General features: G+C 28.2%; 27 protein-coding genes, 2 tRNA genes, 1 other RNA gene and 1 pseudogene. 24 read left to right on the top strand and 7 right to left on the bottom strand.

The window, feature by feature from the left end; genetic code table 11:
• Window positions 1–124: 124 nt before the first annotated feature.
• The 4 genes from ACQPUY_RS13720 (at window position 125) to ACQPUY_RS13705 (ending at window position 3,796) form a co-directional block, all read left to right on the top strand.
• The gene (locus ACQPUY_RS13720; RefSeq protein WP_430841879.1) at window positions 125–778 is read left to right on the top strand and encodes a response regulator transcription factor; all 654 of its coding nucleotides are present in this window, start codon (window positions 125–127) and stop codon (window positions 776–778) included.
• A gap of 11 nt (window positions 779–789) precedes the next feature.
• The gene (locus tag ACQPUY_RS13715) at window positions 790–2,199 is read left to right on the top strand and encodes an ATP-binding protein (RefSeq protein WP_430841877.1); all 1,410 of its coding nucleotides are present in this window, start codon (window positions 790–792) and stop codon (window positions 2,197–2,199) included.
• Window positions 2,199–2,927: a hypothetical protein gene (locus ACQPUY_RS13710; RefSeq protein ID WP_430841875.1), complete on the top strand. Its 729-nt coding sequence runs from the start codon at window positions 2,199–2,201 to the stop codon at window positions 2,925–2,927. Before ACQPUY_RS13715 ends, ACQPUY_RS13710 begins: the two co-directional genes overlap by 1 nt.
• Before the next feature lie 104 nt (window positions 2,928–3,031).
• Window positions 3,032–3,796: an N-acetylmuramoyl-L-alanine amidase gene (locus ACQPUY_RS13705; RefSeq protein ID WP_430841873.1), complete on the top strand. Its 765-nt coding sequence runs from the start codon at window positions 3,032–3,034 to the stop codon at window positions 3,794–3,796.
• Between the two features lie 68 nt (window positions 3,797–3,864).
• Here the strand turns inward: ACQPUY_RS13705 and cdd are convergent, their stop codons facing one another.
• The gene (gene cdd / locus ACQPUY_RS13700; RefSeq protein WP_430841871.1) at window positions 3,865–4,281 is read right to left on the bottom strand and encodes a cytidine deaminase; all 417 of its coding nucleotides are present in this window, start codon (window positions 4,279–4,281) and stop codon (window positions 3,865–3,867) included.
• Between the two features lie 223 nt (window positions 4,282–4,504).
• Here cdd and ACQPUY_RS13695 point away from each other — a divergent pair, with 223 nt between their 5' ends.
• Window positions 4,505–5,263, top strand: a complete 759-nt coding sequence (locus ACQPUY_RS13695; protein WP_430841869.1) for a MerR family transcriptional regulator — start codon at window positions 4,505–4,507, stop codon at window positions 5,261–5,263.
• On the opposite strand, the gene ACQPUY_RS13690 is transcribed toward ACQPUY_RS13695, so the two are convergent.
• Entirely contained in the window at window positions 5,247–6,317 is a 1,071-nt protein-coding gene (locus tag ACQPUY_RS13690) for a fused DSP-PTPase phosphatase/NAD kinase-like protein (RefSeq protein ID WP_430841867.1), read from the bottom strand. The genes ACQPUY_RS13695 and ACQPUY_RS13690 overlap by 17 nt on opposite strands.
• Before the next feature lie 274 nt (window positions 6,318–6,591).
• On the opposite strand from ACQPUY_RS13690, the gene ACQPUY_RS13685 reads away from it, so the two are divergent.
• The 6 genes and pseudogenes from ACQPUY_RS13685 to ACQPUY_RS13660 all read left to right on the top strand — a co-directional run bounded on the left by ACQPUY_RS13685 (window position 6,592) and on the right by ACQPUY_RS13660 (window position 11,369).
• Window positions 6,592–8,082 carry a PTS transporter subunit EIIC gene (locus tag ACQPUY_RS13685; RefSeq protein ID WP_430841865.1) on the top strand — a complete coding sequence of 497 codons (1,491 nt, stop codon included), beginning with the start codon at window positions 6,592–6,594 and terminating at the stop codon, window positions 8,080–8,082.
• A gap of 5 nt (window positions 8,083–8,087) precedes the next feature.
• Window positions 8,088–8,741: an N-acetylmannosamine-6-phosphate 2-epimerase gene (locus ACQPUY_RS13680; protein WP_430841863.1), complete on the top strand. Its 654-nt coding sequence runs from the start codon at window positions 8,088–8,090 to the stop codon at window positions 8,739–8,741.
• A gap of 102 nt (window positions 8,742–8,843) precedes the next feature.
• Window positions 8,844–9,641 carry a MurR/RpiR family transcriptional regulator gene (locus ACQPUY_RS13675; RefSeq protein ID WP_430841861.1) on the top strand — a complete coding sequence of 266 codons (798 nt, stop codon included), beginning with the start codon at window positions 8,844–8,846 and terminating at the stop codon, window positions 9,639–9,641.
• A gap of 382 nt (window positions 9,642–10,023) precedes the next feature.
• The gene (locus ACQPUY_RS13670; RefSeq protein WP_430841859.1) at window positions 10,024–10,587 is read left to right on the top strand and encodes a hypothetical protein; all 564 of its coding nucleotides are present in this window, start codon (window positions 10,024–10,026) and stop codon (window positions 10,585–10,587) included.
• A gap of 164 nt (window positions 10,588–10,751) precedes the next feature.
• Window positions 10,752–11,084, top strand: a pseudogene (locus ACQPUY_RS13665) (cation:proton antiporter); the annotation flags it as partial.
• Between the two features lie 3 nt (window positions 11,085–11,087).
• A complete protein-coding gene (locus tag ACQPUY_RS13660) occupies window positions 11,088–11,369 on the top strand; it encodes a TrkA C-terminal domain-containing protein (protein ID WP_430842101.1) in 282 nt (93 codons plus the stop codon).
• 153 nt (window positions 11,370–11,522) lie between these two features.
• Here the strand turns inward: ACQPUY_RS13660 and rd are convergent, their stop codons facing one another.
• Window positions 11,523–11,687: a rubredoxin gene (rd, locus tag ACQPUY_RS13655; RefSeq protein ID WP_430841857.1), complete on the bottom strand. Its 165-nt coding sequence runs from the start codon at window positions 11,685–11,687 to the stop codon at window positions 11,523–11,525.
• A gap of 105 nt (window positions 11,688–11,792) precedes the next feature.
• On the opposite strand from rd, the gene ACQPUY_RS13650 reads away from it, so the two are divergent.
• Window positions 11,793–12,095, top strand: coding sequence for a hypothetical protein (locus tag ACQPUY_RS13650; protein WP_430841855.1), 303 nt, complete (start codon window positions 11,793–11,795; stop codon window positions 12,093–12,095).
• Between the two features lie 98 nt (window positions 12,096–12,193).
• On the opposite strand, the gene ACQPUY_RS13645 is transcribed toward ACQPUY_RS13650, so the two are convergent.
• Complete coding sequence (locus ACQPUY_RS13645) at window positions 12,194–13,768, bottom strand: DEAD/DEAH box helicase (protein WP_430841853.1); 1,575 nt, start codon at window positions 13,766–13,768, stop codon at window positions 12,194–12,196.
• A gap of 179 nt (window positions 13,769–13,947) precedes the next feature.
• Between ACQPUY_RS13645 and ACQPUY_RS13640 the strand changes: the two genes are divergently transcribed.
• Complete coding sequence (locus tag ACQPUY_RS13640) at window positions 13,948–14,454, top strand: methylated-DNA--[protein]-cysteine S-methyltransferase (protein WP_430841851.1); 507 nt, start codon at window positions 13,948–13,950, stop codon at window positions 14,452–14,454.
• A gap of 99 nt (window positions 14,455–14,553) precedes the next feature.
• On the opposite strand, the gene ACQPUY_RS13635 is transcribed toward ACQPUY_RS13640, so the two are convergent.
• Window positions 14,554–15,279: a lysophospholipid acyltransferase family protein gene (locus ACQPUY_RS13635; protein WP_430841849.1), complete on the bottom strand. Its 726-nt coding sequence runs from the start codon at window positions 15,277–15,279 to the stop codon at window positions 14,554–14,556.
• 157 nt (window positions 15,280–15,436) lie between these two features.
• Between ACQPUY_RS13635 and ACQPUY_RS13630 the strand changes: the two genes are divergently transcribed.
• The 7 genes from ACQPUY_RS13630 (at window position 15,437) to ffs (ending at window position 19,592) form a co-directional block, all read left to right on the top strand.
• Window positions 15,437–15,511: transfer RNA gene (locus tag ACQPUY_RS13630), tRNA-Arg, on the top strand.
• 203 nt (window positions 15,512–15,714) lie between these two features.
• Window positions 15,715–15,870, top strand: coding sequence for a zinc-ribbon domain-containing protein (locus tag ACQPUY_RS13625; RefSeq protein WP_430841847.1), 156 nt, complete (start codon window positions 15,715–15,717; stop codon window positions 15,868–15,870).
• Between the two features lie 507 nt (window positions 15,871–16,377).
• Window positions 16,378–17,622: an HlyC/CorC family transporter gene (locus tag ACQPUY_RS13620; protein WP_430841845.1), complete on the top strand. Its 1,245-nt coding sequence runs from the start codon at window positions 16,378–16,380 to the stop codon at window positions 17,620–17,622.
• A gap of 233 nt (window positions 17,623–17,855) precedes the next feature.
• Window positions 17,856–18,302: a nucleoside deaminase gene (locus tag ACQPUY_RS13615; protein WP_430841843.1), complete on the top strand. Its 447-nt coding sequence runs from the start codon at window positions 17,856–17,858 to the stop codon at window positions 18,300–18,302.
• 15 nt (window positions 18,303–18,317) lie between these two features.
• Complete coding sequence (lgt, locus tag ACQPUY_RS13610) at window positions 18,318–19,088, top strand: prolipoprotein diacylglyceryl transferase (protein WP_430841841.1); 771 nt, start codon at window positions 18,318–18,320, stop codon at window positions 19,086–19,088.
• Window positions 19,089–19,237: 149 nt separating this feature from the next.
• A tRNA-Ser gene (locus tag ACQPUY_RS13605) sits at window positions 19,238–19,327 on the top strand.
• Between the two features lie 3 nt (window positions 19,328–19,330).
• An RNA gene (ffs, locus tag ACQPUY_RS13600) (signal recognition particle sRNA large type) lies at window positions 19,331–19,592 on the top strand.
• A gap of 157 nt (window positions 19,593–19,749) precedes the next feature.
• On the opposite strand, the gene ACQPUY_RS13595 is transcribed toward ffs, so the two are convergent.
• On the bottom strand, window positions 19,750–20,241 hold the full coding sequence (locus ACQPUY_RS13595; protein ID WP_430841839.1) for a dihydrofolate reductase: 492 nt from the start codon (window positions 20,239–20,241) through the stop codon (window positions 19,750–19,752).
• A complete protein-coding gene (locus ACQPUY_RS13590) occupies window positions 20,241–21,032 on the bottom strand; it encodes a thymidylate synthase (RefSeq protein ID WP_430841837.1) in 792 nt (263 codons plus the stop codon). Before ACQPUY_RS13590 ends, ACQPUY_RS13595 begins: the two co-directional genes overlap by 1 nt.
• 168 nt (window positions 21,033–21,200) lie before the next feature.
• Between ACQPUY_RS13590 and ACQPUY_RS13585 the strand changes: the two genes are divergently transcribed.
• The 4 genes from ACQPUY_RS13585 (at window position 21,201) to ACQPUY_RS13570 (ending at window position 23,580) form a co-directional block, all read left to right on the top strand.
• The gene (locus tag ACQPUY_RS13585) at window positions 21,201–21,551 is read left to right on the top strand and encodes a hypothetical protein (protein WP_430841835.1); all 351 of its coding nucleotides are present in this window, start codon (window positions 21,201–21,203) and stop codon (window positions 21,549–21,551) included.
• 38 nt (window positions 21,552–21,589) lie between these two features.
• A complete protein-coding gene (locus ACQPUY_RS13580) occupies window positions 21,590–21,928 on the top strand; it encodes an inorganic diphosphatase (protein WP_430841833.1) in 339 nt (112 codons plus the stop codon).
• Between the two features lie 260 nt (window positions 21,929–22,188).
• Window positions 22,189–22,320 (top strand): hypothetical protein, encoded by a 132-nt coding sequence (locus ACQPUY_RS13575; RefSeq protein WP_430841831.1) that lies wholly within the window; start codon window positions 22,189–22,191, stop codon window positions 22,318–22,320.
• A 93-nt stretch (window positions 22,321–22,413) separates the two neighbouring features.
• Entirely contained in the window at window positions 22,414–23,580 is a 1,167-nt protein-coding gene (locus ACQPUY_RS13570; protein WP_430841829.1) for an MFS transporter, read from the top strand.
• The last annotated feature ends 175 nt before the right edge of the window (window positions 23,581–23,755 follow it).

The raw sequence follows: 23,755 nt of genomic DNA, 5'->3' as shown, positions 1-23,755 counted from the left end.
AGAAATTTAAGACTTCTATAAGACTATTAAATTATAATATTATAGAAATAATAAATAGAGACCTTTAGTTTACAACTTTATTACATCGATATGATATTATATAGAATTTAAGGGGTGTGTTTATATGAAAAAGATATTAATAGTTGAAGACGAAAAGCCTATATCAAATTTAATTAAGGTGAATCTAACTTCAGAGGGATATTTATGCAAATGTGCTTTTGATGGAATTGAGGCTTCAAATATTATTGAAGAGGAAAAGTTTGATTTAATATTGTTAGATATTATGTTACCAGGAATTAATGGATATGAGCTTTTAGAGTATATAAAACCTTATAAGATACCAGTAATATTTATTACTGCAAAGGGAACTGTTGAAAATAGAATAACTGGACTTAAACTTGGTGCAGATGATTATATAGTTAAGCCTTTTCAGATTGGTGAATTGTTAGCAAGGGTTGAAGCCGTTTTAAGAAGGGTAAGCTCAATAGATAAAACTTATGAAGTACTAGGGGTTACAATAAATCCTAGTTCTAGATCAGTAATGAAAGAAGGAAGAGAGGTAGATCTAACTGTAAAAGAATTTAATTTATTATTAGAGTTAATACGTAATAAAAACATAGCTTTATACAGAAATCAATTATATGAGAAAGTATGGCAAGAAGAGTTTATGGGAGACACAAGAACAATTGATTTACATATTCAAAGATTAAGAAAAAAATTAGGATGGGAAAATCATATAAAAACAGTTTTTAGAATTGGTTATAGACTTGAAGTATGAGGAGTTAAGGTATGAAACTTTTTGTGAAAATATTCTTATGTTCAATAGCAATTTTAAGCTTGTTCTTATCATTATCGGCTTATGTTTTAATTTCATCCTCCTTTGAAAGTTTTATGGATAGAGAAATTGATCAAGCAAAAAATCAATATACATATATAAAGTATAATATTCAATCTAAACTATTAATGAATAATAATAAAAAGCAACTAAATAAGAATGAATATGACTTATCTATATTAGATGTTTCAAGATATGCAATGGAGGGAAATCAAATTGCAATATTAAATGAGGACAAAAAGACTATATCTTCTAATTTACCTAATAATTTAAGTACAGATATAGTAAATAAAATTAGTGAAGAATCATTAATTTGCAAAGTTGAAGAATTAGATGGAAGTGAAGTTATTATGGTTGGAGGTAGTTTTGAAGATGATGGAAGGCTATTTTATCTAATTACAGCTACCAATATAAGTGGAGTTTTATCTCAAAAAAGAGAAATGGAGAGTAATTTTAATCTAATTTATTTTACTGCTATTAGTGCAGGGATGATAATTATGATGATTTTATCAACTATAATTACTAGACCAATAAAGGGACTTATTAAATCTACTTCTAGAATTGCTAATGGATTTTATAATGATCGAATAGAATATAGTGGTAAAGGCGAATTTGGTGAACTTGCTGAAAGTTTTAATAAGATGGCAGAAGCTGTTGAAGAGAAGGTAATAGAATTAGAAGATATAGCTGAAAAGAGAGAGGATTTTGTAACAAATTTTGCTCACGAGTTAAAAACACCTTTAACTTCTGTTATAGGTTACGCAGATATGATTTTCCAAAGGGATTTATCTAGAGAAGAAACTAAAAATGCTGCTAGGTATATTTTGGAGGAAGGGTTAAGATTAGAAGCTTTATCTTTTAAGCTAATGGATTTAACGGTTTTAAATAAGCAAAGTTTTATTCTTGAGCAGTTAAGTAGTAAAGAAGTATTTCAAAATATAGTAGATACATTACAGCCTATATTAAAAGAAAAACAAATAGATATAAATCTTGAAATAGAAGAAGAATTTATAGATATTGAATTTGATTTATTTAAGATGTTAATTTTAAATTTAATAGATAACTCTATAAAAGCAGAAGCTAAGGTTATAAAAATAATAGGTAATAATAGTGATAATGAAAAGTATAGAATTTCTGTAATTGATGATGGAAGAGGTATTCCTAAAGAAGAAATTAGTAGAATAACAGAAGCTTTCTACATGGTAGATAAATCAAGGTCAAGAGCACATCATGGGGTAGGTCTTGGATTAGCTTTATGTGAAAAAATAGCTAGAATACATAAAAGTAAACTATCTATTTCTAGTGAAGAGAATAAAGGGACTACTATTACGATAGAGGTTCAAGTAAGTGGAGGTAATCCATAATGAAGAATCATAAAAAGTTAAATGTTTTAGGGATAATTGCAGTATTTGTTATAATTATAGGAAGTTGGGGGTTAACTAAGTACCTTCTTTATCGTAAAGAAATAAATCTATTATCAAGAATAAGTAAATTTGATATTTCAATTAATAGTGATTCAGAAGGTAGTGGTAGTGATTTAACTGTTGATGAAATTAGGGAAATACTAGTTACTTGGAGCGATAATAGGGAGATAAGGGTACATGATCCAACTATTAATCAGTTAACCATGGATGAAGCAGTAAGTAGATCCATAGATGATATTAAGGATTTTTGTGCAAAGGGTATACTTCCTAATAGTTTTAAATCAGTAGACGATTCGTGGAATACATATGCATATTTAGGTACAAAGGCTCCAGAAGATACTAATTTAAAAGATAGATATAGCTATTGGACAATTAAATTTAGCAATGAAGAGCTTCTTATAGAATTAAAGCAAAATGCATATACAGGACAAATTTGGAAGATAGTTGCCTATGATTTTGTTAATGATAATGTAGAAAATATCAATATAGAAGAAGCATTAAAAATGTATTCAAACTATTTAGGAATCTCTATGGGTAATTATAGTAAAAGTGAATTAGGATACGGAAGTTTAACATCAGATGATTCAAGACTTATTTTATCTTATCAAAGTAATACCTTAGTTGAAAAAGGAAATACAAAAATAGAAATATCGTTATTACCTAATTAAATAGATAATAATAAAAAATTAATAAATATATTACAACTTAGATACATTTAATATACTTAAACATTACAACTCTCTCTTATTATTTTATTTAGGAGGAAGTTGTAATGAAGAGTGTTAAGGAATTACGTAGAAGAAATAAAAAAAGAAAGTTATATAAGAGGATGATATTATTAATAACAACATTGTTATTAATAATAATTTCAAATAAATTAATAAATAATTATTTAAATGTAAGTTTAACTTCAAACACAGCAGTTGCGATGTCCTATGAAGAAGAGAGTGTTGACTCTGGAAAAATAAAAGTTATACTTGACCCAGGACATGGAGGACATGATGATGGAGCTAGCTTTGGAGATATTTATGAGAAGGATATAGTTTTAAATATTTCTAATAAAGTAGGTAAAATATTAGAAGAAAATGATATTGAAGTTATTTATACAAGGACTGATGATTCAGCATTAGGAGATGATGAAAAAGAGGATTTGAGAAATAGAGTGAGTATATCTAATTCAACTAATGCAGAGTATTTTGTATCATTTCATATAAATGATTACGACGAAGATACTTATGGATATGAAGAAGTTTATGGATTTGAAGTTTGGACAAATTATAATGATGATAAAAGCTTAAATTTAGGAGAGGCTATAGAGGAGAATCTGGAAGCCTTAGATTACACAGAGTGTCGACCTATGCTAGATGGTAGTGAAGCACTGTACATAATTAGAGAAAATGAGAATCCTTCAGTATTAATAGAGTTTGGATTTATGAACAACTATAATGATAGAATATATTTGAGTGATGAGGCAAATCAAGAATTATTAGCTAAGGCTGTAGCTACATCAATTATAGAAAGTATTAATCTAAATTAAAGTATAAAAGCAGAGAGCAATATAGCAACTCTGCTTTTATACTTTAATTAACTAAAGATGTTTATTAATTAACCTAAGTTTTTACCAGTAAAACCCAAAGGTAAAAGTTCCTCTAATGAATATTCTTTAAATTCATCTTTATTTTTGGCTAGATAAATTTTAAATGTTTTTGGATCACAAAATTCAGCAATTACTTGCCTGCATACTCCACATGGAGCGCAGTATTCAGTTTCTTCAGCATCTGCTTTATTACCTACTATTGCAATTGCAAGAAATTCGTGTTGTCCTTCAGATACCGCTTTGAAAAAAGCAGTTCTTTCAGCACAGTTAGTTGGTGTAAAAGCTGCATTTTCTATATTACAACCTAAGTATATTTTCCCGTTTGTACCAAGTAGTGCTGCACCAACATTAAAGTTAGAGTAAGGAGTATAAGCAAATTTTTGAGCTTCATAAGCCTTTTCTACTAATAGTTTTGCATCAATCATAAATTTCACCTGACACTTTCTTTAATAATTAAAATAATCTTTACTTTTAAAGTATATAACAATAAGTGGATTTTTATTATAACATTATTAAATATAGGTGTATATAAGATTTTATATGAAAAATATATAAACTATATTTTAGTTTTCTAAAAAAGAATTAAAAATTATTGTTGACATTAACGTTGCGTAAATGTGTATCATTAATTTATAAGGAGGAATAAAGATGGAATATGCAATTAAGAAGCTAGCTGAGATGGCAGGTGTAAGTACTAGAACTCTTAGATATTATGATGAAATAGGATTGTTAAAACCTTGTAGAGTTAATTCATCAGGATATAGGATATACGGAGAAAAAGAAGTTGATATATTACAACAAATTTTGCTCTATAGGTCTATGGATATTAGCCTTGATGAAATTCAAAATATAATATCTAATCCTAACTTTGATATTTGCAAATCATTAATTGAACATCGAAAAGGCCTTATTTCTAGAAGAAATCAACTTGATCAATTGATTTTAACTGTAGAAAAAACTATTGAATATAAGAAAGGGGAAAGAAGTATGTCTAATAAAGAGAAGTTCCAAGGATTTAAGAAAGAGCGTTTAGAAGAAAATGAAGCAAAGTATGGGAAAGAAATTAGAGATAAATATGGCAAGGAAACTATTGAAGCTTCTAATAAAAAGTTTATGAATATGAGTGAAGAAGATTTTAATGAAATGAATAAAATAGAAGAAGAAATTTTCAAGGGATTATTAGAAGTAGTTGAGAATGGAGACTTAGATTCAAAAACTGCTAGAGACGTATATGAAAATCATAAAAGATGGCTTGGATTCACTTGGAATAGTTACTCTAAAGAAGCTCATATTGGCTTAGCTGAAATGTATGTGGCAGATGAAAGATTTGCAAAATACTATAATGATAAGGCTGGAATAGAGGTAGTTAATACTTTAAGAGATATAATAGTTAAATATGCAAAATAGTAGAAGATAGTTTGTAATCAGGCTCATCATTACTGAGAAGATAGATTTGCAAATTAGATTTTTTTGACATAATGCTTTGAAGAGCAGAAATAATATCCTGCTCTTCTTTATTTATATTAGTATTAGATATTACATATAAGTGTTTGGGGATAACAGAGTTTCTTATATAAGAATCATATGAGTTATTAAGATTCTCATGATTCATAACAGAAGTATTTTTTGAAGTATAATCATTATAAAAATTATTTAGAAATTTAAAATGATGACCACTGTAGAAACCTTCGGCATCTTTTTCTTTCATTTTTGATAGTATTACTTGACGTTTAATAATATCATTTAAGCTTACCTCTTTATAATTTTTCATAATATCATACATTATCATAAAGGTGGTAGTTCTACCTATTCCCTCTTTGCAATGAAAGTGGAGCCAAGTATCTTTAGGTTGATTGTTTACAAACTTAATAAAGTAATCTACCATATCTTCAGTAGGCATATTTCCATCTGTTACAGGAATACGAAGATAGCCTATTTTCTTGGAAGTAGTAAGTGCCAATTCATCTTGAACATATTTAGGAACTATAGTTTCTTTTGTATTATAAAAAGTTATTGGAGATCCAATTTTAATGGAGTTCAAAAGTGTATTTTCAGTATATAAAACTTCTGATAAGCTCAATCCCTTATTAGCATTGTTTTTTAGATTTTCCCAGCTAATAGCTATACCATTTACAAACCCATGAGATTCTTGTCTTAAGTCAATATCTATTATTTTAAAGTCCTTTGATATAGAATCTTTTATTAGTGAAAGCGCTGATTCTGAAAATTGTCCACTTCCTGATATATTTAATGTATCTAGACCTTTTAAATTAATATCCATATCTGACAATTCAGAGACTTCATCAGTTGACTTACGAAAATGATTGGGTAAAGTGTTGTTATTAGGATAGTCTTCTAAAAGGTTTAAGTCTGATAATGCTTTAGGATAATGAGCTAAATTCAAGAATACACAAAGAACTACTAAGATAATACGTAAAGTAAAATGCATATATTTTTTCATATAAAAATACCTCGCAATAAAATTATTTATTATATCATTATAATTAGGAGTAAGCAGTAGTTTTATTCATCCAATTATATCAAGTTATAGAAATTAAATTATGTATTAAAAATAGAGATATGGGTTTTATAAATAGATAAGAATGCGATGAAAATAATTTTTAAAAAAATACTTGAATAGAAATAATTTTCATGATAATATGTAAATGTATTCAGAAGAAAATTATTTTTATTTAAATCAACTAGTGAAAAATATTTTCGAAGGGGGAATTATCTTGTTTAAACAGCTACAAAAAATAGGGAAATCATTTATGTTACCGATAGCAATATTACCAGCTGCTGGTTTATTATTAGGTATCGGGGGAGCATTATCAAATCCTAATACAGTACAAGCATATCCGTTCTTAAATGTTTCTTGGTTACAAGGCATTTTCTCAATTATGTCTTCAGCGGGAAATGTTGTATTTTCAAATTTATCACTTATCATGTGTATAGGTCTTTCAGTTGGGTTAGCTAAGAAGGACAAGGGTACTGCAGGACTTGCAGGAGCAGTAGCATTCTTAGTTATGAATGCTGCTATTAGTGGAATGATTACAGCGTTTAATCCGGCAGTTGAGTCAATAGATACAGGTGTTGTTGGAGCAATAGTAATTGGTTTAACAGTATCTTACTTACATAACAGATATGGAAATATTCAATTACCATCAGTTTTAGGATTCTTTGGTGGATCAAGATTCGTACCAATAGTATCTTCTTTCGCAGCTATATTTATAGGAGCAATATTCTTCTTAATATGGCCAACATTCCAAGGATGGTTAGTATCAGCAGGTAATGCAATAGCAGGACTAGGACCAATAGGAACTTTCCTTTATGGATTCTTATTAAGATTAACTGGAGCAGTTGGTTTACACCACATGATTTATCCATTATTCTGGTATACAGAATTAGGTGGAGTTGCAACAGTTGCGGGACAAACTGTTACTGGTGCACAAAATATATTCTTTGCTCAATTAGCAGATCCAAATCATGTTGGGTTATTTACAGAAGGAACAAGATTCTTCGCAGGACGTTTTGCTACAATGATGTTTGGTTTACCAGGAGCATGCTTAGCTATGTATCATTGTGTACCTAAAGCAAAAAGAAAATTAGTTGGTGGATTATTCTTAGGAGCAGCAATAACTTCATTTGTTACTGGTATTACAGAACCCATTGAATTTATGTTCTTATTCGTAGCACCATGGTTATATGTAGTTCACGCATTCTTTGATGGATTATCATTTTTCATTGCAGATATATTAAATATATCAATTGGTAATACATTCTCAGGTGGATTAATAGACTTTACTTTATTCGGTGTTCTACAAGGAAATGAAAAAACAAACTGGATATACGTATTAATAGTAGGCGTAATTTGGTTTGCACTATACTACTTCACATTTAGATTCTTAATAACTAAATTTAATGTAATGACTCCAGGAAGAGAAACTGAAGGAGAAGAAGTTAAAGTTGTTACTAAAGATAGTTTAAATGAAGTAGCAGAACAAATTTTAGTAGCACTTGGTGGAGTTGAAAACTTAGAAGATGTAGATGCTTGTATTACAAGATTAAGAGTGGCAGTTAAAGATGTTAAAAAAGTTGATAAAGATAAGATTAAATCTTTAGGAGCTACTGCAGTTTTAGAAGTTAAAGGAGGAATACAAGCTATATTTGGAGCTAAGGCAGACCCGTTAAAACAAAAAATTAATGAAATTATAGGGAGAGATTAGTAAGAGTGAAAAAGATAAATAGAGGATTAATAGTATCGTGTCAAGCACTAGAAAATGAACCACTACACAGCTCATATATAATGAGTAGAATGGCTGTGGCTGCTAAGGAAGGTGGTGCTATAGGCATAAGAGCAAATAGTGTTGAAGATATAGTTGCTATAAAAAAAGAGGTAGACTTACCTGTAATAGGGATAATAAAGATAGATTATGATAACATGAAGCCTTATATAACTCCAACAATGAAGGAAATTGATGCTTTAGTTGAAACTGGAGTAGATATAATTGCATTAGATGCAACGATAGATCAAGATGAGGAGTTTTTAAAGGAAATATTCAAAAAATATCCAAATCAAGACTTTATGGCAGATGTATCTACTATAGAAGAGGGATTAAGATCTGGAGAGCTTGGATTCCAATATGTAGGAACGACTTTAGTTGGTTATACAGAGCATTCTAAAGGAATGAATAATTTTGAAGTTTTAGAAGCATTATTAAAAGATTGTAAATCAAAAATAATAGCAGAAGGAAATTTTGATACTCCAGAAAAAGCAAGATTAGCCTTAGAAAAGGGTGCTTATGCTGTTGTAGTTGGTAGTGCAATAACAAGACCACAATTAATAACTAAAAAATTCAATGATGAAGTGTTAAAAGCATTGTAATTTCTAAGAGGTAGAATTTTTTCTACCTCTTTTATTTATATTTAATTAATGATATCCTAAATACAGTTAAAATATTACATACACTTATTTTGGAGGGATAAAGTGGATATATTATGTGAGATTCAAAGAATATATAATAGTTTTTCTGATAAAGAAAAAGCGATTGCAGATTATATAATGCAATACGCAGATAGTATTAAGAATATAAATATAACAGATTTAGCTAGGGAGATAGGAACTTCAGGTGCAACAATAACAAGATTTGCAAAGAAAATAGGATGTAATAGCTTCGTTGATATGAAGATTATGCTTGGCTCTAATAAGGCAGAAAAAATAATTGATGAAGATGAGATATTTTCTTATGCTTATCAATACTATAATGAAGTTATAGAAAGAACTAAAATGCTAATAGATAAAAAGTCTATATTGAAAGTTGTCAGCGAGATAAAAAAGGCTAGAAATATTTATATTTATGGTGTCGGAAGCTCTGGATTAACTGGTAAAGAAATGATGCAAAGACTTTTAAGAATGGGATTTAATGTTCACTGTATATCTGATTCCCATATGATGATAATTAATAGTTCTATAATTAAAAAGGATGATTTAGTAATTGGATTATCAATTTCAGGAGAGACAGAAGAAGTTGTACATTCTATTAGAAAGGCGAAGGAAAATGGAGCAAAAACTGTTTGTATAACAAGCTTTGAAGGAAGTACTATAAGTAAGTATTCAGATTTAAAATTCATAGTTTATAATCCAAAGTTTGTGGATAGAAGCAAATTTATTAACAGTCAATTTTCTGCAATGTATTTATTAGACTTAATTTCAATGGTCTTATTAAAGGATGAAGAGTTAGCTAAGAAGATGCAAATTACTGTTGATGCAATAATTAATAACTAAGTTTAAATAAGAAAATGGTGACATGTTGAGCATAACAAGTCATCATTTTTTTACTTTTTAGGAAATTATAAGCATGTTACCCTGTGGATAACATGCTTATAATTTCCATCCTTAAGTTTTGAAGTATTAAAATATCATAGCAAGGTGACTTGGAGCTTGCGACGGAACCTAGATATGATATTTTAATACTTTTTTGTTTCTTTTATTAAAATAATTAAAGAAAAATAGATTGAAAGAGATAATCATTTTAAATAAGAATTAATTAGTTATTTTTGGTATTTAAAATAACTATTATATCGGTAAATAGTGATATAATATAAATATAAATATGAATACGCTAGGTAGTTTTTTAATAAAAATTTTATTGAATGAGGTGATAATTATGAAGAAACTAGAGAAATTTATAAATTATATATGCGGAAGATTTAATAATGAGAATCAACTAAAGGAAGAAAAAGCTATAACTGGTGGAGTTAGAACTCCTGTAGCAAAACATATTGTTGGTATATGTAATGATAAAATTAAAAACCTTCCAGAAGACTTTAATGGATACTTTACCATAGATGAAACTTATTATAACCATGGAGAGCATGAAACAGCTTTACATCATTTATTCTTGTATACTTTAAACAAAGATAATGATGTAGTTTTAACTTCTTACGAGTTACCAACTGATGTAGATTATAATGATTTTATAAATGCAAATGATAAATTAGTAATAGATTATAGTAAATTAGAATTATCAAAGAAATTTACTCCAATTACATTTGAAGAAAAAGATGGGTACTTTTTAGCAGAAAGTGAAAGTAATTTTTCATCAGAAGTAATATTTACAGCAATAGAAAAAGTATGTGATGGTAAGATGTATGTAACAGAAATATTTAGAAAGAATGGAGTAATAATTTCTGGATCTGAAGATCCAATAGTATATGATAAAATTAAATAATTAATTTTTAAAGAGAACTGTATTTGTAGAAAGATAGATCTTTTTCATTTATTTTAAGTTATAAAATATGCTATAGTACCTGTATAGCCCTTTTGCAGCCAAGAGATATTTATAATATAATAAAATTCAGAGGAGTGTTATAGAGTTTATTTCATTTCTTTGATGGAATATTGTGGATAATGCAAATAAGTCTATTCTTTACTTTAGGACTTTTAGCATTCCCATCTAAGTTGCCTGAAGTTTTGGGCATATCTATAGCCATATCATTATTTATGATGTTTATAGCAAGGCCTTTAGCAAACTTTATTATATTAAGTGGATTTAATTATTCAAATAAAGAAAAGTTGTTTATATCATGGGTTGGACTTAGGGGAGTAGCTTCTATAGCTTTTGCAATCTATTCTGTAACATATGGAGTAAATATAGAAAATGATATATTTCATATAATATTTTTTATAGCATTATTTTCAGTTGCATTACAAGGTACATTTACTCCTATCTTGGCAAGAAAATTAGATTTAGTTGATGATAATATCCCTGTATTAAAGACCTTCAATGACTATAAGGAAGATAAAAGTACTAAAATTTTAGAAATAAATATAGATAAAAATAATGAATGGGTTAATAAAAATATTATGGAGTCAGATATACCAGAGGATATTTTAGTGGTAATGATAAAACGTAATGATGAGGTTATAATTCCGAGGGGATCAACTGTAATTCAGAAAGATGACATCTTAATTTTAACAGCTAATAATTTTGACAGTTTATTAAGTAGTTAATGTTATATGTGAGAAGTTATGGGGAAAAAAATCTAAGTATTATCGGAAATGATAATAGAGATTAAAATATTAATAGAAGCTATATAAAAATACATATTATCTTAAGAGTTTTAAATGATTTTATATTAGTAAGATAATATGTATTTAGTCTTTTTAATCCTCTAAAGCTTCAAATTCATCCTTTGTTGCTCCACAGATAGGGCATACCCAATCATCAGGTAAGTCTTCGAAAGGTGTATCTGGATCAATTTCGTTTTCTGGATCACCGTATTCAGGATCATAGACATAAGTACATGGAACGCATACATATTTTTGCATTAAAAAATACCTCCTAATCTTTTATACAATAAAATGTATTGGGTATATTATAAAAATATGATATAAATTAAAATAAATAGAAAATTTATAGGGTAGGTGAAGATAATGAGTAGAAAAACTAGCAAAAACAATGATTTACTTAGTAGTGTAAGAAAGGATACTTCTCCTAAGATTTATTCTTTATTGGTTGACTTAGTTAATGATAACAGAGAGGATTTAGCAGACTTAGTAATTAAAATAGATTACTTATTAGAATACTCAAGTTCATGCATTCGTCAAAAAGACTTTGAAGAAGCAAGAGAAAGCTTAAGTAAAGTAGAAAATAGAATTAAGATGCTAGAAATGCAAAAAGTAGATACAGAATATATAAAGTACCTGTATGATGGTATAAATAATAAATGTAAGTAAAAATAAAAAGGGCTGTTCAGAACAGTCCTTTTTATGTGCAATTTAAAATTATTCTAGTATTTACTGTTAAATTTTTAAATGTGCAAAAGCATATTATATTATTTTCTTTTTCTATTTGCTATTTCTATATTAACTTTTCTCTTATTAAGTTTACGTCCCATACACTTATCAATAACTTTATCTTTAACATCTGGAGAGATGTTTACAAAAGAAAAGTTTTCTAATATATCTATATCTCCTATAGATGTTGGTCTAATTTTAGCAGTTTCTTTTATAAAGCTAACTAAAGATTTAGGAGTGATACCATCTCTTCTACCTACAGATAAGAATAAACGTATATCCTCTGATTTTGGTGCTTCTAGAACATTGTTTGAATAAGTTTCAAGTAAATCACTATTAAATTTACTTTTAATTAGAGCTGCAATAATTTCAATATTATCAAATTTTTCACTTAACTCTTTAGCTATTGGAATAAATCTTGAGTGATCTGAATCATTAATAGTATTTGCAACATCCTCTAATATAGAGTCTGACTTACTGCTAAATATATCACTAACTGTTGGGATAGGCTTTCTAGAAATATCACTCTTAGTTACTGATTTAATTTGTTTTAACATAGAATATTCTTTGGGAGAAACTAAAGAGTAAGCCGTACCCTCTCTATTTGCTCTACCTGTTCTACCTATTCTATGAACGTAGCTTTCAACATCTTGAGGTAAATCGTAGTTTATAACATGAGTTACCCCTTCTACATCTATTCCTCTTGCAGCAACATCTGTTGCAATTAAGAAGTTTAACGAACCTTCTTTAAATTTCTTTAAAGTTCTTAATCTATGAGCTTGAGACATGTCTCCGTGCATTCCTTCAACAACATATCCTCTAGATTGCATTCCTTCAACTAACTCATCAACGCCTTTTTTAGTTCTGCAGAATATAATTGCAGATGATGGAGTATCAAAGTCTAATACTCTACAAAGTGCTTCAAATCTAGTTTTATGTGATACCTCAAAAAAACTTTGACTAATCTTAGAAACTGTCATTGAAGTTTTCTTTATTGCTATATGTTTAGCATCTGGTTTCATATATCTTCTTGCTAATTTTTTTATTTGGTCAGGCATTGTTGCTGAGAATAGTAATGTTTGCCTATCTTTTGGAAGTTGCTTAATTATGTCTTCTAAGTCATCTATAAAGCCCATATTTAACATTTCATCAGCTTCATCTAATACTAAGAACTTAACAGTATCTAACTTTATAGTTCCTCTTTTTATATGGTCTAATATTCTACCAGGAGTACCAACAACTATATTTACATTTCTTTTTAAATTTCTTATTTGATTGTTTATTGGGTCTCCACCATATATAGGAAGAATTGTTAAGTCGTCATATTTAGACAATCTCTTAAGCTCATCATTAACCTGTATAGCTAATTCTCTAGTTGGAGCTAAGATTATAGCGCTAAGGCCATCCTTTTTTGTAATATTATTAATGATACCACATCCAAAAGCAGCAGTCTTACCAGTTCCAGTTTGAGCTTGCCCTATAAGGTCATATCCTTGGATTGCTACAGGTATTGCTTCTGCTTGTATTTGTGATGGCTCTTCAAAACCTAAATCATTAATTGATTTTAAAAGGGTATCCTTAAGCCCTAAGTTACTAAATTTAATTTCATTCATCTAAAATCCTCTTTCTATTTATATAAAATAATTTATAATTATCATAATCATCATTTTTTTGTTAACTAATTTAGTATACACTATAATTAGAAAATATGCTCGTATTATTTCTTATAAAATAATTAAATTTGTAATAAATGTCGAAAAAACAAAAAGTAAACCTTTTAGGGAGTTAAATAATGAAAGATAATAAGGAAAAATTATATTTTTATAAACTAAATACTATCATTGGATCTATTTATATTATTAAAAGTGATAAGGGATTAAGAAGTATAGAAATTATTGAGGAGAATTGGATTAAACTTGAGAATAAATATAAACCAATTGAAAGCAAGGAAATATGTAGAGAAGAAATAAGACAGATAAAAGAGTATTTTTCTGGTATGAGAAAAGAGTTTAATTTAGTTTTAGATATTGACGGAACTGAGTTTAGAAAAAAGGTTTGGAGTGAACTATTAAATATTCCATATGGTGAGTTAAGAAGTTATAGTCAGATTGCTAAGGCAATAGGAAATGAAAAAGCAGTTAGAGCGATAGGGCAAGCAAATAAATCTAATCCTATACCTATAATAATTCCTTGCCATAGAGTAATTGGGAAAAGTCAAAAGTTATTAGGGTATGCTGGAAATCATACTGATATTCAAGAAAAGTTAATTGAGTTAGAAAGAATTATAGAGGAACAATAAAGGAAAGGTTAATGGTCCTATGAAACAATATAAAACTAAAGAAAAAAACTCCCTTAGGAGTTTTGAAAATAAATTTACTTATATATAACGTAGTGTTATTTAATTTGGAAGTTCGCTTTGGATTATTTCATAAACCTTCTTAGGAAGTATATCTTGATCTTCTTTAGATAAGTTAGAAGTTTCAACAGCAGGATGAATATATAAATCTACGTGGGCAGGTTTAACTATCCATTTCTTTTTATTAGATTCCATAATTCTATAAGATCCATTCATAGTTACTGGAATTATAGGAACTTTTGATTTTGTTGCAAGTTTAAAGCTTCCTGCTTTAAATTCGCCCATTTTATCGCCCCTACTTCTAGTACCTTCAGGGAAAATAACTATAGAATGACCTTTTTTTAGTATTTTAATACCTTCTATAATAGCTTCACCAGATTTTCTTATACTACTTCTATCCATAAAGACACAATACATATATTCCATCCAAGTACGAACTCCAGGAATTTTCTTAACTTCAATTTTAGATACAAATCCTTTTAATCCAGGAATTTGACTCATGTATATTGGAATATCAAAGTTACCTTGATGGTTTCCTACATACAAAACATTTGTATCTTTAGGTATATTTTCTAATCCATGAACTGTTACTTTAACTCCAGCGACCTTTAGTAATATACTGGCCCAAGTTTTAGTAACCTTATAAACAAGCTTATCTCTTTTTTCTTCTAATCCTTTTTTAGTTAGCATCTTAGTTCTTATCATAGCAGGAATACTTACAATAAGAGTACTAAAAAATACTATATACCAAACAATAGATCTAATCATTCAAACCATATCCTTTCAATAATTTAAAATAAGTCCATAAATAAAGTATATAACAAAGTAAGGACATAGAAAAGTTAATTAAATATTGTATATTCTTAAATTACATGGGCAATATTGACAGATAGGAAATGTTATTATACAATTATTTGGTAGTTAGGCCTTCATAGTTCAATGGATAGAACAGTCCCCTCCTAAGGGACAGATACAGGTTCGATCCCTGTTGGGGGTACCAGTAAAAGCTCTCAAGACTTATTTTAATAGGTTTGAGAGCTTTTTATTAATTTATTTTAGAAAACTATTGCAATAAATACTATACTATGATATTATAGATTGGTAGCGTAAAGCTAAGTTTAAAAAGTTTCATTTAGATAAATAATTTCTCAAAAATTAGAGATTATTATCAATTTAGAATCTTTAATTTTAGGAGGAATATTTATGACAGATAAGACAATTGTATGTAAAGATTGCGGAAGCGAATTCATATTTTCAGTAGGAGAACAAGAATTCTATAAGGAAAAAGGATTTGATAATGAGCCAACAAGATGCGTATCTTGTAGAAGAGCTAGAAAGCAACAACAAAATAGAAGATAATTTTGTTTGATTCGAGAGCTTTAAGTATACCTTAGAGCTCCTTTTTATTTAAAATATTAAAAAATAGTGTATACGACTTAGAAAGAGGAAAATAAAGTGAATTTATAAATATCTTTATGATATGTATTAATAAATAAAGAGAAAAGGTTCATAGTAGCATCCTTTTAAAAGCTACTTACCATAATTTCCAAAATACCTAGCAAGTTATTTGCTAGGTATTTTTTTATAAAATTGCTTGGAGTTTAGAAATAATCTATATAATTTTTATTACTTATGCTAAAAATAATAATGTTTCATCAAAAATTAATGAGTTTATTAAAATAGTTTTTGAAAGAAAAAGATTAAAATCAGGAAAATATATAACAATGTAGTTAATAAATATGAATTTGCATAGAATATGATAGATTGAATTATTGAATTTTTATTACATCTAATATTTTTAAATTCTTATTTCTTATATAGCATAGTAGTAAGTAGAAAAATTTTGATTTAGGAGTGTGAATTATTTTGGAAAGTTACACGTGGCAAATAATATTATTAGTAATATTATTATTTATGTCAGGGTTTTTCTCTATGTCAGAAACAGCCCTAATGGCTCTTAGTAAAATTAGAATAAGACATATGGTGGATGAGGGGATTAAGGGAGCAAAGTTAGTTGAAAAGTTATCTGAAGACCCTAGTAAGTTATTAGGAGCAATATTAATAGGTAATAATATTGTGAACATAGGGGCATCATCTCTTGCAACGTCAATTGCTGTAAAGGCTATGGGAGAAAGTGGTGTAGGACTAGTTACTATAGTAATGACTATTTTAGTTCTTATATTTGGAGAAATAACTCCGAAATCTATAGCTAAACAAAGATCAGAAGTGGTTGCATTAAAGGTTAGCAAGCCTATAAATATAGTAGTTAAGGTGTTTAGACCATTTATAGCCATATTTACAGCTATATCTAGTATATTTATAAAGCTTTTAGGCGGAGATCCAAAAGCAACTGAACCATTTATTACTGAAGAAGAATTAAAGACAATGGTTGGAGTTAGTGAAGAAGAGGGTGTTCTTGAAGATGTTGAAAAGGAAATGATTTTTAATGTTTTTGAGTTTGCAGATGCTCAGGTAAAGGATGTTATGGTTCAAAGAGTAGATGTAGTTGCTGTAGATAATAATTTTACCTATGATGAAGTTATAAATATAATTAGAGCTGAACAATTTTCAAGAATACCAGTTTATAATCAAAATATAGATGATGTTATAGGGATACTTAATGTCAAAGATTTAATAATAGCATCTCAGAGCAAGGAAGAGTTTAGGGTATCTGATTATATGAGAGAGCCTTATTATACTTTTGAGTTTAAAAAGATAACTGAATTATTTAAAGAAATGAAAAAAACAAGAAATCATATGGCGGTAGTATTAGATGAATACGGGGGAAATGTTGGTATAGTTACTATTGAAGACTTAATTGAAGAAGTAGTAGGTGAGATTGAGGACGAATATGATGATGAGAAGGATAATGATATTATAGTAGTTAAGGAAGATGAGTATATTGTTGATGGTAGTGCAAGATTAGATCATATCGGAGACTTAATAGGAGTTATTATGGAATCAGAAGAATTTGACTCCATAGGTGGATTAGTAATCGATGAGCTAGGTAGATTTCCGGAGAAAAATGAAGAAGTTAAGGTTAATAGTGTTAGATTTGTTGTTGAAGAAATTGATAAGAATAGAATTAAAAAGGTTAGAATATTTACCTAAGTGATTAGGGGATATCATATTACTTTCTTGAAGTTAATCTTCAGTTACAGTAGTATGATATTTTTTTAGATAGTATTAAAATAAGAGGTTTTTTATATAAAGAAATTAATTTAAATTAATTCTACATTATTTATTTGTAAATTTAATGTATAATAGTCTATATAGTGTAAATGGATTTAGGCTTTTGTTTTCTAAATTCTTTTATGAATTTTTAAATTAAGGTGAACATTTATATGGAATATATGAATATTGCAATAGAAGAGGCTTGGAAGGCTTATAACAAGGGAGAAGTACCTGTTGGTGCTGTAATAGTTAGGGATGGAGAGATAATATCAAGGCAACATAACTTAAAAGAAGAAAAGAAATTAACTACTGCTCATGCCGAGATATTGGCAATAGAAGAAGCTAGTAGAAAATTAAATAATTGGAGACTTTCGGGATGTCATATGTATGTAACATTAGAGCCTTGCCCTATGTGTGCAGCTGCCATTGCTCAAAGTAGAATATCTAAATTATTTATTGGGACCTTTAATAAGGATATGGGAGCTTGTGGGTCTACTATTAATTTATTAGATTATGATATCTTTAATTGGAAAGTTGATGTAAAATGGTGTTATAATCAAAAATGTAGCGACTTATTAACATCATTTTTTGAAAATAAGAGAAGCAAGAAGAATTGAAGAGGAGGAAATTGAATGAATCCAGTGGCTTTTGAAGTTTTTGGCTTAGAAATTAGATGGTATGGAATAATAATATCAATGGGTGTTCTAGCTGCTATGCTATTAATATACATTTTAGCTAAAAAGAAAGACCTTAACTACGATACAATAATAGATGCTTTTTTAATTACTTTCCCAATTTCAATAGTAGGAGCAAGACTTTATTATGTAGCTTTTGAATATCAAAACTATCATTCTTTTATGGATGTAATAAATATAAGAAATGGTGGTATGGCCATTCATGGTGGAGTTATAGCGGCTTTAATATCAGGGTATATTTTTGGAAAGTATAGAAAAGTTAACTTTTTAAAATATGTAGATGTTATAATGCCTGGTGTAATTCTAGCACAAGGAATAGGTAGATGGGGAAACTTTATGAATCAAGAGGCTCATGGTGGACCAGTATCTCAAGAGTTTATAAGTAAGTTTCCAGAATTTATACAACAGGGAATGTTGATAAAAGGAACTTATTATCATCCTACATTTTTATATGAATCTATATGGGACATACTAGTTTGTATAATTCTAGTTTATATTCTTCTAAGAAAGAAGAAGTCTAAGGATGGAGTCGTTCTTGCTGGATATATGATTTTATATTCTGTAGGTAGATTCTTTATAGAAGGGTTAAGAACTGATAGCTTAATGTTTATGGGCTTAAGAACTGCTCAAATAGTAAGTTTATTAGGTATTATACTAGGAATAATATTAATTGTATGGATAAATAAAAGTAATAAGGATACTATATAGGATGGGAGTAAAAATACTCCCATAGTTTTAAATGTTGCAATATCTAGTTGTATATGATAATATATAGCAGTAGTTCAAATTAAATAAATAGTATTTTATTAATTGAACATACTCCTATGAACATATACGAATAGGAAATTTCATATTATGGAGAGATGTCCGAGTGGTCGAAGGAGCACGCCTGGAAAGCGTGTATAGGGGAAACTCTATCAGGGGTTCAAATCCCCTTCTCTCCGCCATGGCCGTGCTAGATGGGGAGTTAGCGGTGCCCTGTAACCTGCAATCCGCTATAGCAGGATTGAATTCCTAGTCTAGGCTTTAATCTGTAGAGCCTGCCTATGCAAGTGGTGTTGATGGCAAGGTCCCATACGACGTAAGTGCATGAACCTCGTCAGGTCCGGAAGGAAGCAGCGATAAGTGATTACTGCGTGTGATATGGATAAATCTTGTCAGAGCTAACTACATAGTAACGTCTATAGATTACTGTCGAAGCTAGGTGCACGGTTTAATTTTTAGGCCTTTCTAGAAAAGAAGGGTTTTTTTAATGTAAATATGAAATTAGAATTATAATTACAATTAATTATAGGTTACTCTTCAATAGGATTAACATACAATAGGACAAAGAAAGCGAGGGCATTCCTTTATGGAGTACCCTCGTTTTCTATTTTCTAATTAAATCAATAAAATCAAACTTTAAATTATTAGATTCATTGGTTAAAATTTCAGATTGGTTATCAATAATCCAATCATCAAAGTTAATTTCAGGAAATCTAGTATCTCCATAAAAATCTTTATAAATTCTAGTTAAATAAAGTTTTTTTGTATTAGGTAAAAGGGATTTATAAATCTCTCCTCCACCAATAATAAATACTTCTTCAGAAGAGTTTTTATATTTATCGATAATAGTATTTATATCATTAATTACTTCAACAGATGATGAATCAATTTTAAAATTCTTATCTCTAGTAATTACGATATGATGTCTATTAGGCAATACCTTAGGTAATGACTCAAAGGTTTTTCTTCCCATAATTATTGTATGGCCTGATGTAATACTCTTAAATCTTTTTAAATCATCTGATATATGCCATAAAAGCTTATTATCACCACCAATTACATCATTGCTAGCTTTCGCCACTATAATTGATAGCATTATACACTTACCTCCATTTTAATTGGATCATGGTGTTTATAATCTATAAGTTTAATATCATCCACAGTAAAATCATAGAAGTTAGTGATTTCTGGATTTATCCACAGCTTTGGAGCATCATAATCTTCATTTGCTCTATTAAGTTGAAGTTTCATTCCTTCAATTTGATTTTGATATATATGAGCATTATTAATAACATGAGTAAATAATCCTGGTTTCAAATTAGTTACTTGCGCTATTAAGTGAACTAATACAGCATACTGACTGGTATTAAATGGAACTCCTAGTGGGATGTCACCACTACGTTGGACAAGCATACAGTTAAGATATCCATCAGTTACATCCCATAGAGTTTGGTAGCAACATGGTTGTAAAGTCATTTCTGGTAGATCCTCAATATTCCACATAGACATAATCATTCTTCTGTCTTGAGGATTATTTTTTAAAGTTTCAATAAGTTTATCAACTTGATTAAACTTAGCTATTTGATATCCATAAGCTTTACCTATAGTATTATTTTCATCAACCCATTCGTCCCAAATATGAACATTTTGTTCTTGAAGCTTTGTAACATCATTAGATTGATCTCTGTATATCCATAGCATTTCCTTTATAGCAGTTTTAAAGGCAACCTTCTTAGTTGTTAAGATAGGAAACTCCTTTTGTAAGTTAAATTGCATAATTTGATGAGGAAGCTTGTATGTAGGCATCCCAGTTCTGTTGTTATCATAATATCCATTATCTAATATATCTTTAACAATAGATAAATATTTCTTATCATATAAACTCAAATTATATACCTCCTTATTTTTAATTAAGACTATTGTACTATAAAAATATTAATCAAACAGTAAAAAGCTTAAAAAAGTATTCAGTATTAAATTAACTTAAATTACATTATATGGTATAATGTTATATAAGTGTAATTATATTAGAAAAAATTTAGGGGGGAAGAATCAATGGCAAAGGATAAATTTTTACCAATATCTATTTTTGCTTTAGCAATATCTATTATTATTGCATCATCTAATATTTCAATGGCTATTGATAATAATGGAATGAATATATCAAATGGGATTTCGCAAGGATTGAATAATATTAATAGAGATATTTTTATAAATGATGAAGCTAATAACAGTATCATGAATAGATATACTGCATCGGTGTATTTAGGGATATCAGAGGAAATTTTAATGCAAATTATGAATAATGAAGAATCTAAAATACCATATATAGATATTAATGGAGATGTCATATTTAGTAAGAATGCATTAGATAAATGGGTGGAAGAATCAAACTTTAAAATGTAGTGTTATAAATATTTATTAAATAAATAAGGAGACTTCATATGGAAAAATATTTAGGAAAACTTGTAGATGTTGTGGTGGATAGACCGTTAGGAATAAAACATCCATCTCATGGGTTCTTTTATCCTATTAATTATGGATATATACCAGGAACTATTTCAGGCGATGGTGAAGAGATAGATGCATATATAGTAGGTGAGTTTGAACCTTTGGAAAAGTTTTCTGGATTTGTTGTGGCAGTAATAAAAAGGGAAGATGATAATGAAGATAAATTGGTAGTTTGTAAAGATATAAATAAATATAATAAGTTTCAAATACAAGCATTAGTTGAGTTTCAAGAAAGATTTTTTACATCCTATATAACAATGTGTTATGAGTAAATTATTAATATTGAAGTTATATGTATCAATGAAATTCAAAATATATGACGAAGAAAAAATGCTATAAAAAATGGTGAAAAATATTTTAATAAATATTATATAGTTGATTTCTGTAAAAAAAAGTCGTAAAATTCTGAAAAAAGATATATAGTATTAAATACTACGTTTCTACCTTTTTATTTTTAAAAAACTTGCAAAATTTATTAAAATATTTTATTATTAATATAGATTATTTTGGAAAAGAAGGGAGAAGTAGAACTGTGGAATTTTCTGTAAGAAAAGTTAAGTATGAAATTTTATCTAGTAGTTCACAATCAAAAACAGCAACAATTTTTGAAAATTGGATTACTATAACCTTTTTTAGGGGGAATTTGCAAGAATCTATTTCTTAACTTGCAATATAGTAACTCCAATTAGACCCGTTTTATTGTAAATGGGTCTTTTATTATATCCAAAAATGTAAAAAATAGTTGGAGTTGATTTTAATGAATAAGATAAAAAAGAATATTAAAAATGATTATTTATATAGATTTTTTTCATCCTTTGATATAACATCCGCAATTTGGGTTTTATATTTAGGATATAAGGGGATGAACTTAGCTGAAATAGGTTTGCTTGAAGGAATGTTTCATATAACTGGATTTTTATCAGAAATACCAACAGGAGCATTTGCTGATTTGTTTGGTAGAAGAAAATCCATGATAATTGGAAGGGTAGTATCCTTATTATCTGCAATTATTATGCTGTTTTCTAATTCATTTATTGGTTTTGCAATTGGATTTATATTATCTGCCTGGGGATATAATTTAAACTCAGGATCTGAAGAAGCATTAGTTTATGATACGCTTGAAACTTTAAATAGAGAAGATGAGTATTTAAGAATTAATGGAAGGTTAAATTTGATAATAGAAGTTTCACAAGGGTTAGCAGTTTTTATTGGTGGTCTTCTTTCGCAAATAAATTTTATTATTAGTTATGTTGTTGCTATTATTATTGGTATATGTTCATTAGCTATATCACTTAATTTTACTGAAGTAGGAAGTAGGGATAAGAATAAAGGGAAGGTGGCAGTGAGAGATCACTTTAGAATTTCTATAAATATACTTAAGGAGAATAAAAAGCTTCTTAATATATTAGTGTTTTTCCCTATTATATATACTTTTTCAGCTGTAATATATTTTTATGGGCAACAATTTTTAAGTGATATGGGATATTCTAGAGTTAGTATTTCTATAATATTTTTATTTAATGGAATACTTTCGTCTTTAGGAGCAATTTTAAGTAATAAAATATATAAGAGGTTTAATAGTTGGGGTTGGTTAATAATATCTATGTTAATTAGTATGCTGCTAATATTAATGGGATACTTAAACAAAGAATTAATAATAGTGATTTTTTTAGCTATAGGATTTTTAACTGCTATACTTCAACCTATAAGTAGTGAACTGATAAATTCCATGGTTGAATCAAAGCAAAGAGCAACTATAATTTCAGTTGAAAGTATGTTTTATTCTTTAATGATGATAATACTCTTTCCTATATGTGGGTTAGTGGGAGATATATTTTCATTAGATGTTTCATTTAAAATTGTTGGGGTTATAGGTGTGGTAATTACCACCATTGAGATAGTTGGTATAAGAAAAAAAATATAAAAAATATATAAGAACTCAGGTTTATCCTGGGTTCTTTTGATTATTTGAGAGGTTTATTTATTTTCAAATAAAAGGTGTTTATATAAATTTTTAGGGGAAAATATTAAATGAAAACGTACATGTTTAAAATTTAACAAAGAATAATTGAAATATTTGTATATTTCAATATAAGGAT

Origin of the sequence: Clostridium nigeriense (genome assembly GCF_050585245.1) — a bacterium.
GTDB classification, from domain to species: domain Bacteria; phylum Bacillota; class Clostridia; order Clostridiales; family Clostridiaceae; genus Clostridium; species Clostridium nigeriense_A.
The sequence above is the reverse complement of the archived record's forward strand: the minus strand, read 5'-3'. Positions and strand labels throughout refer to the sequence as shown.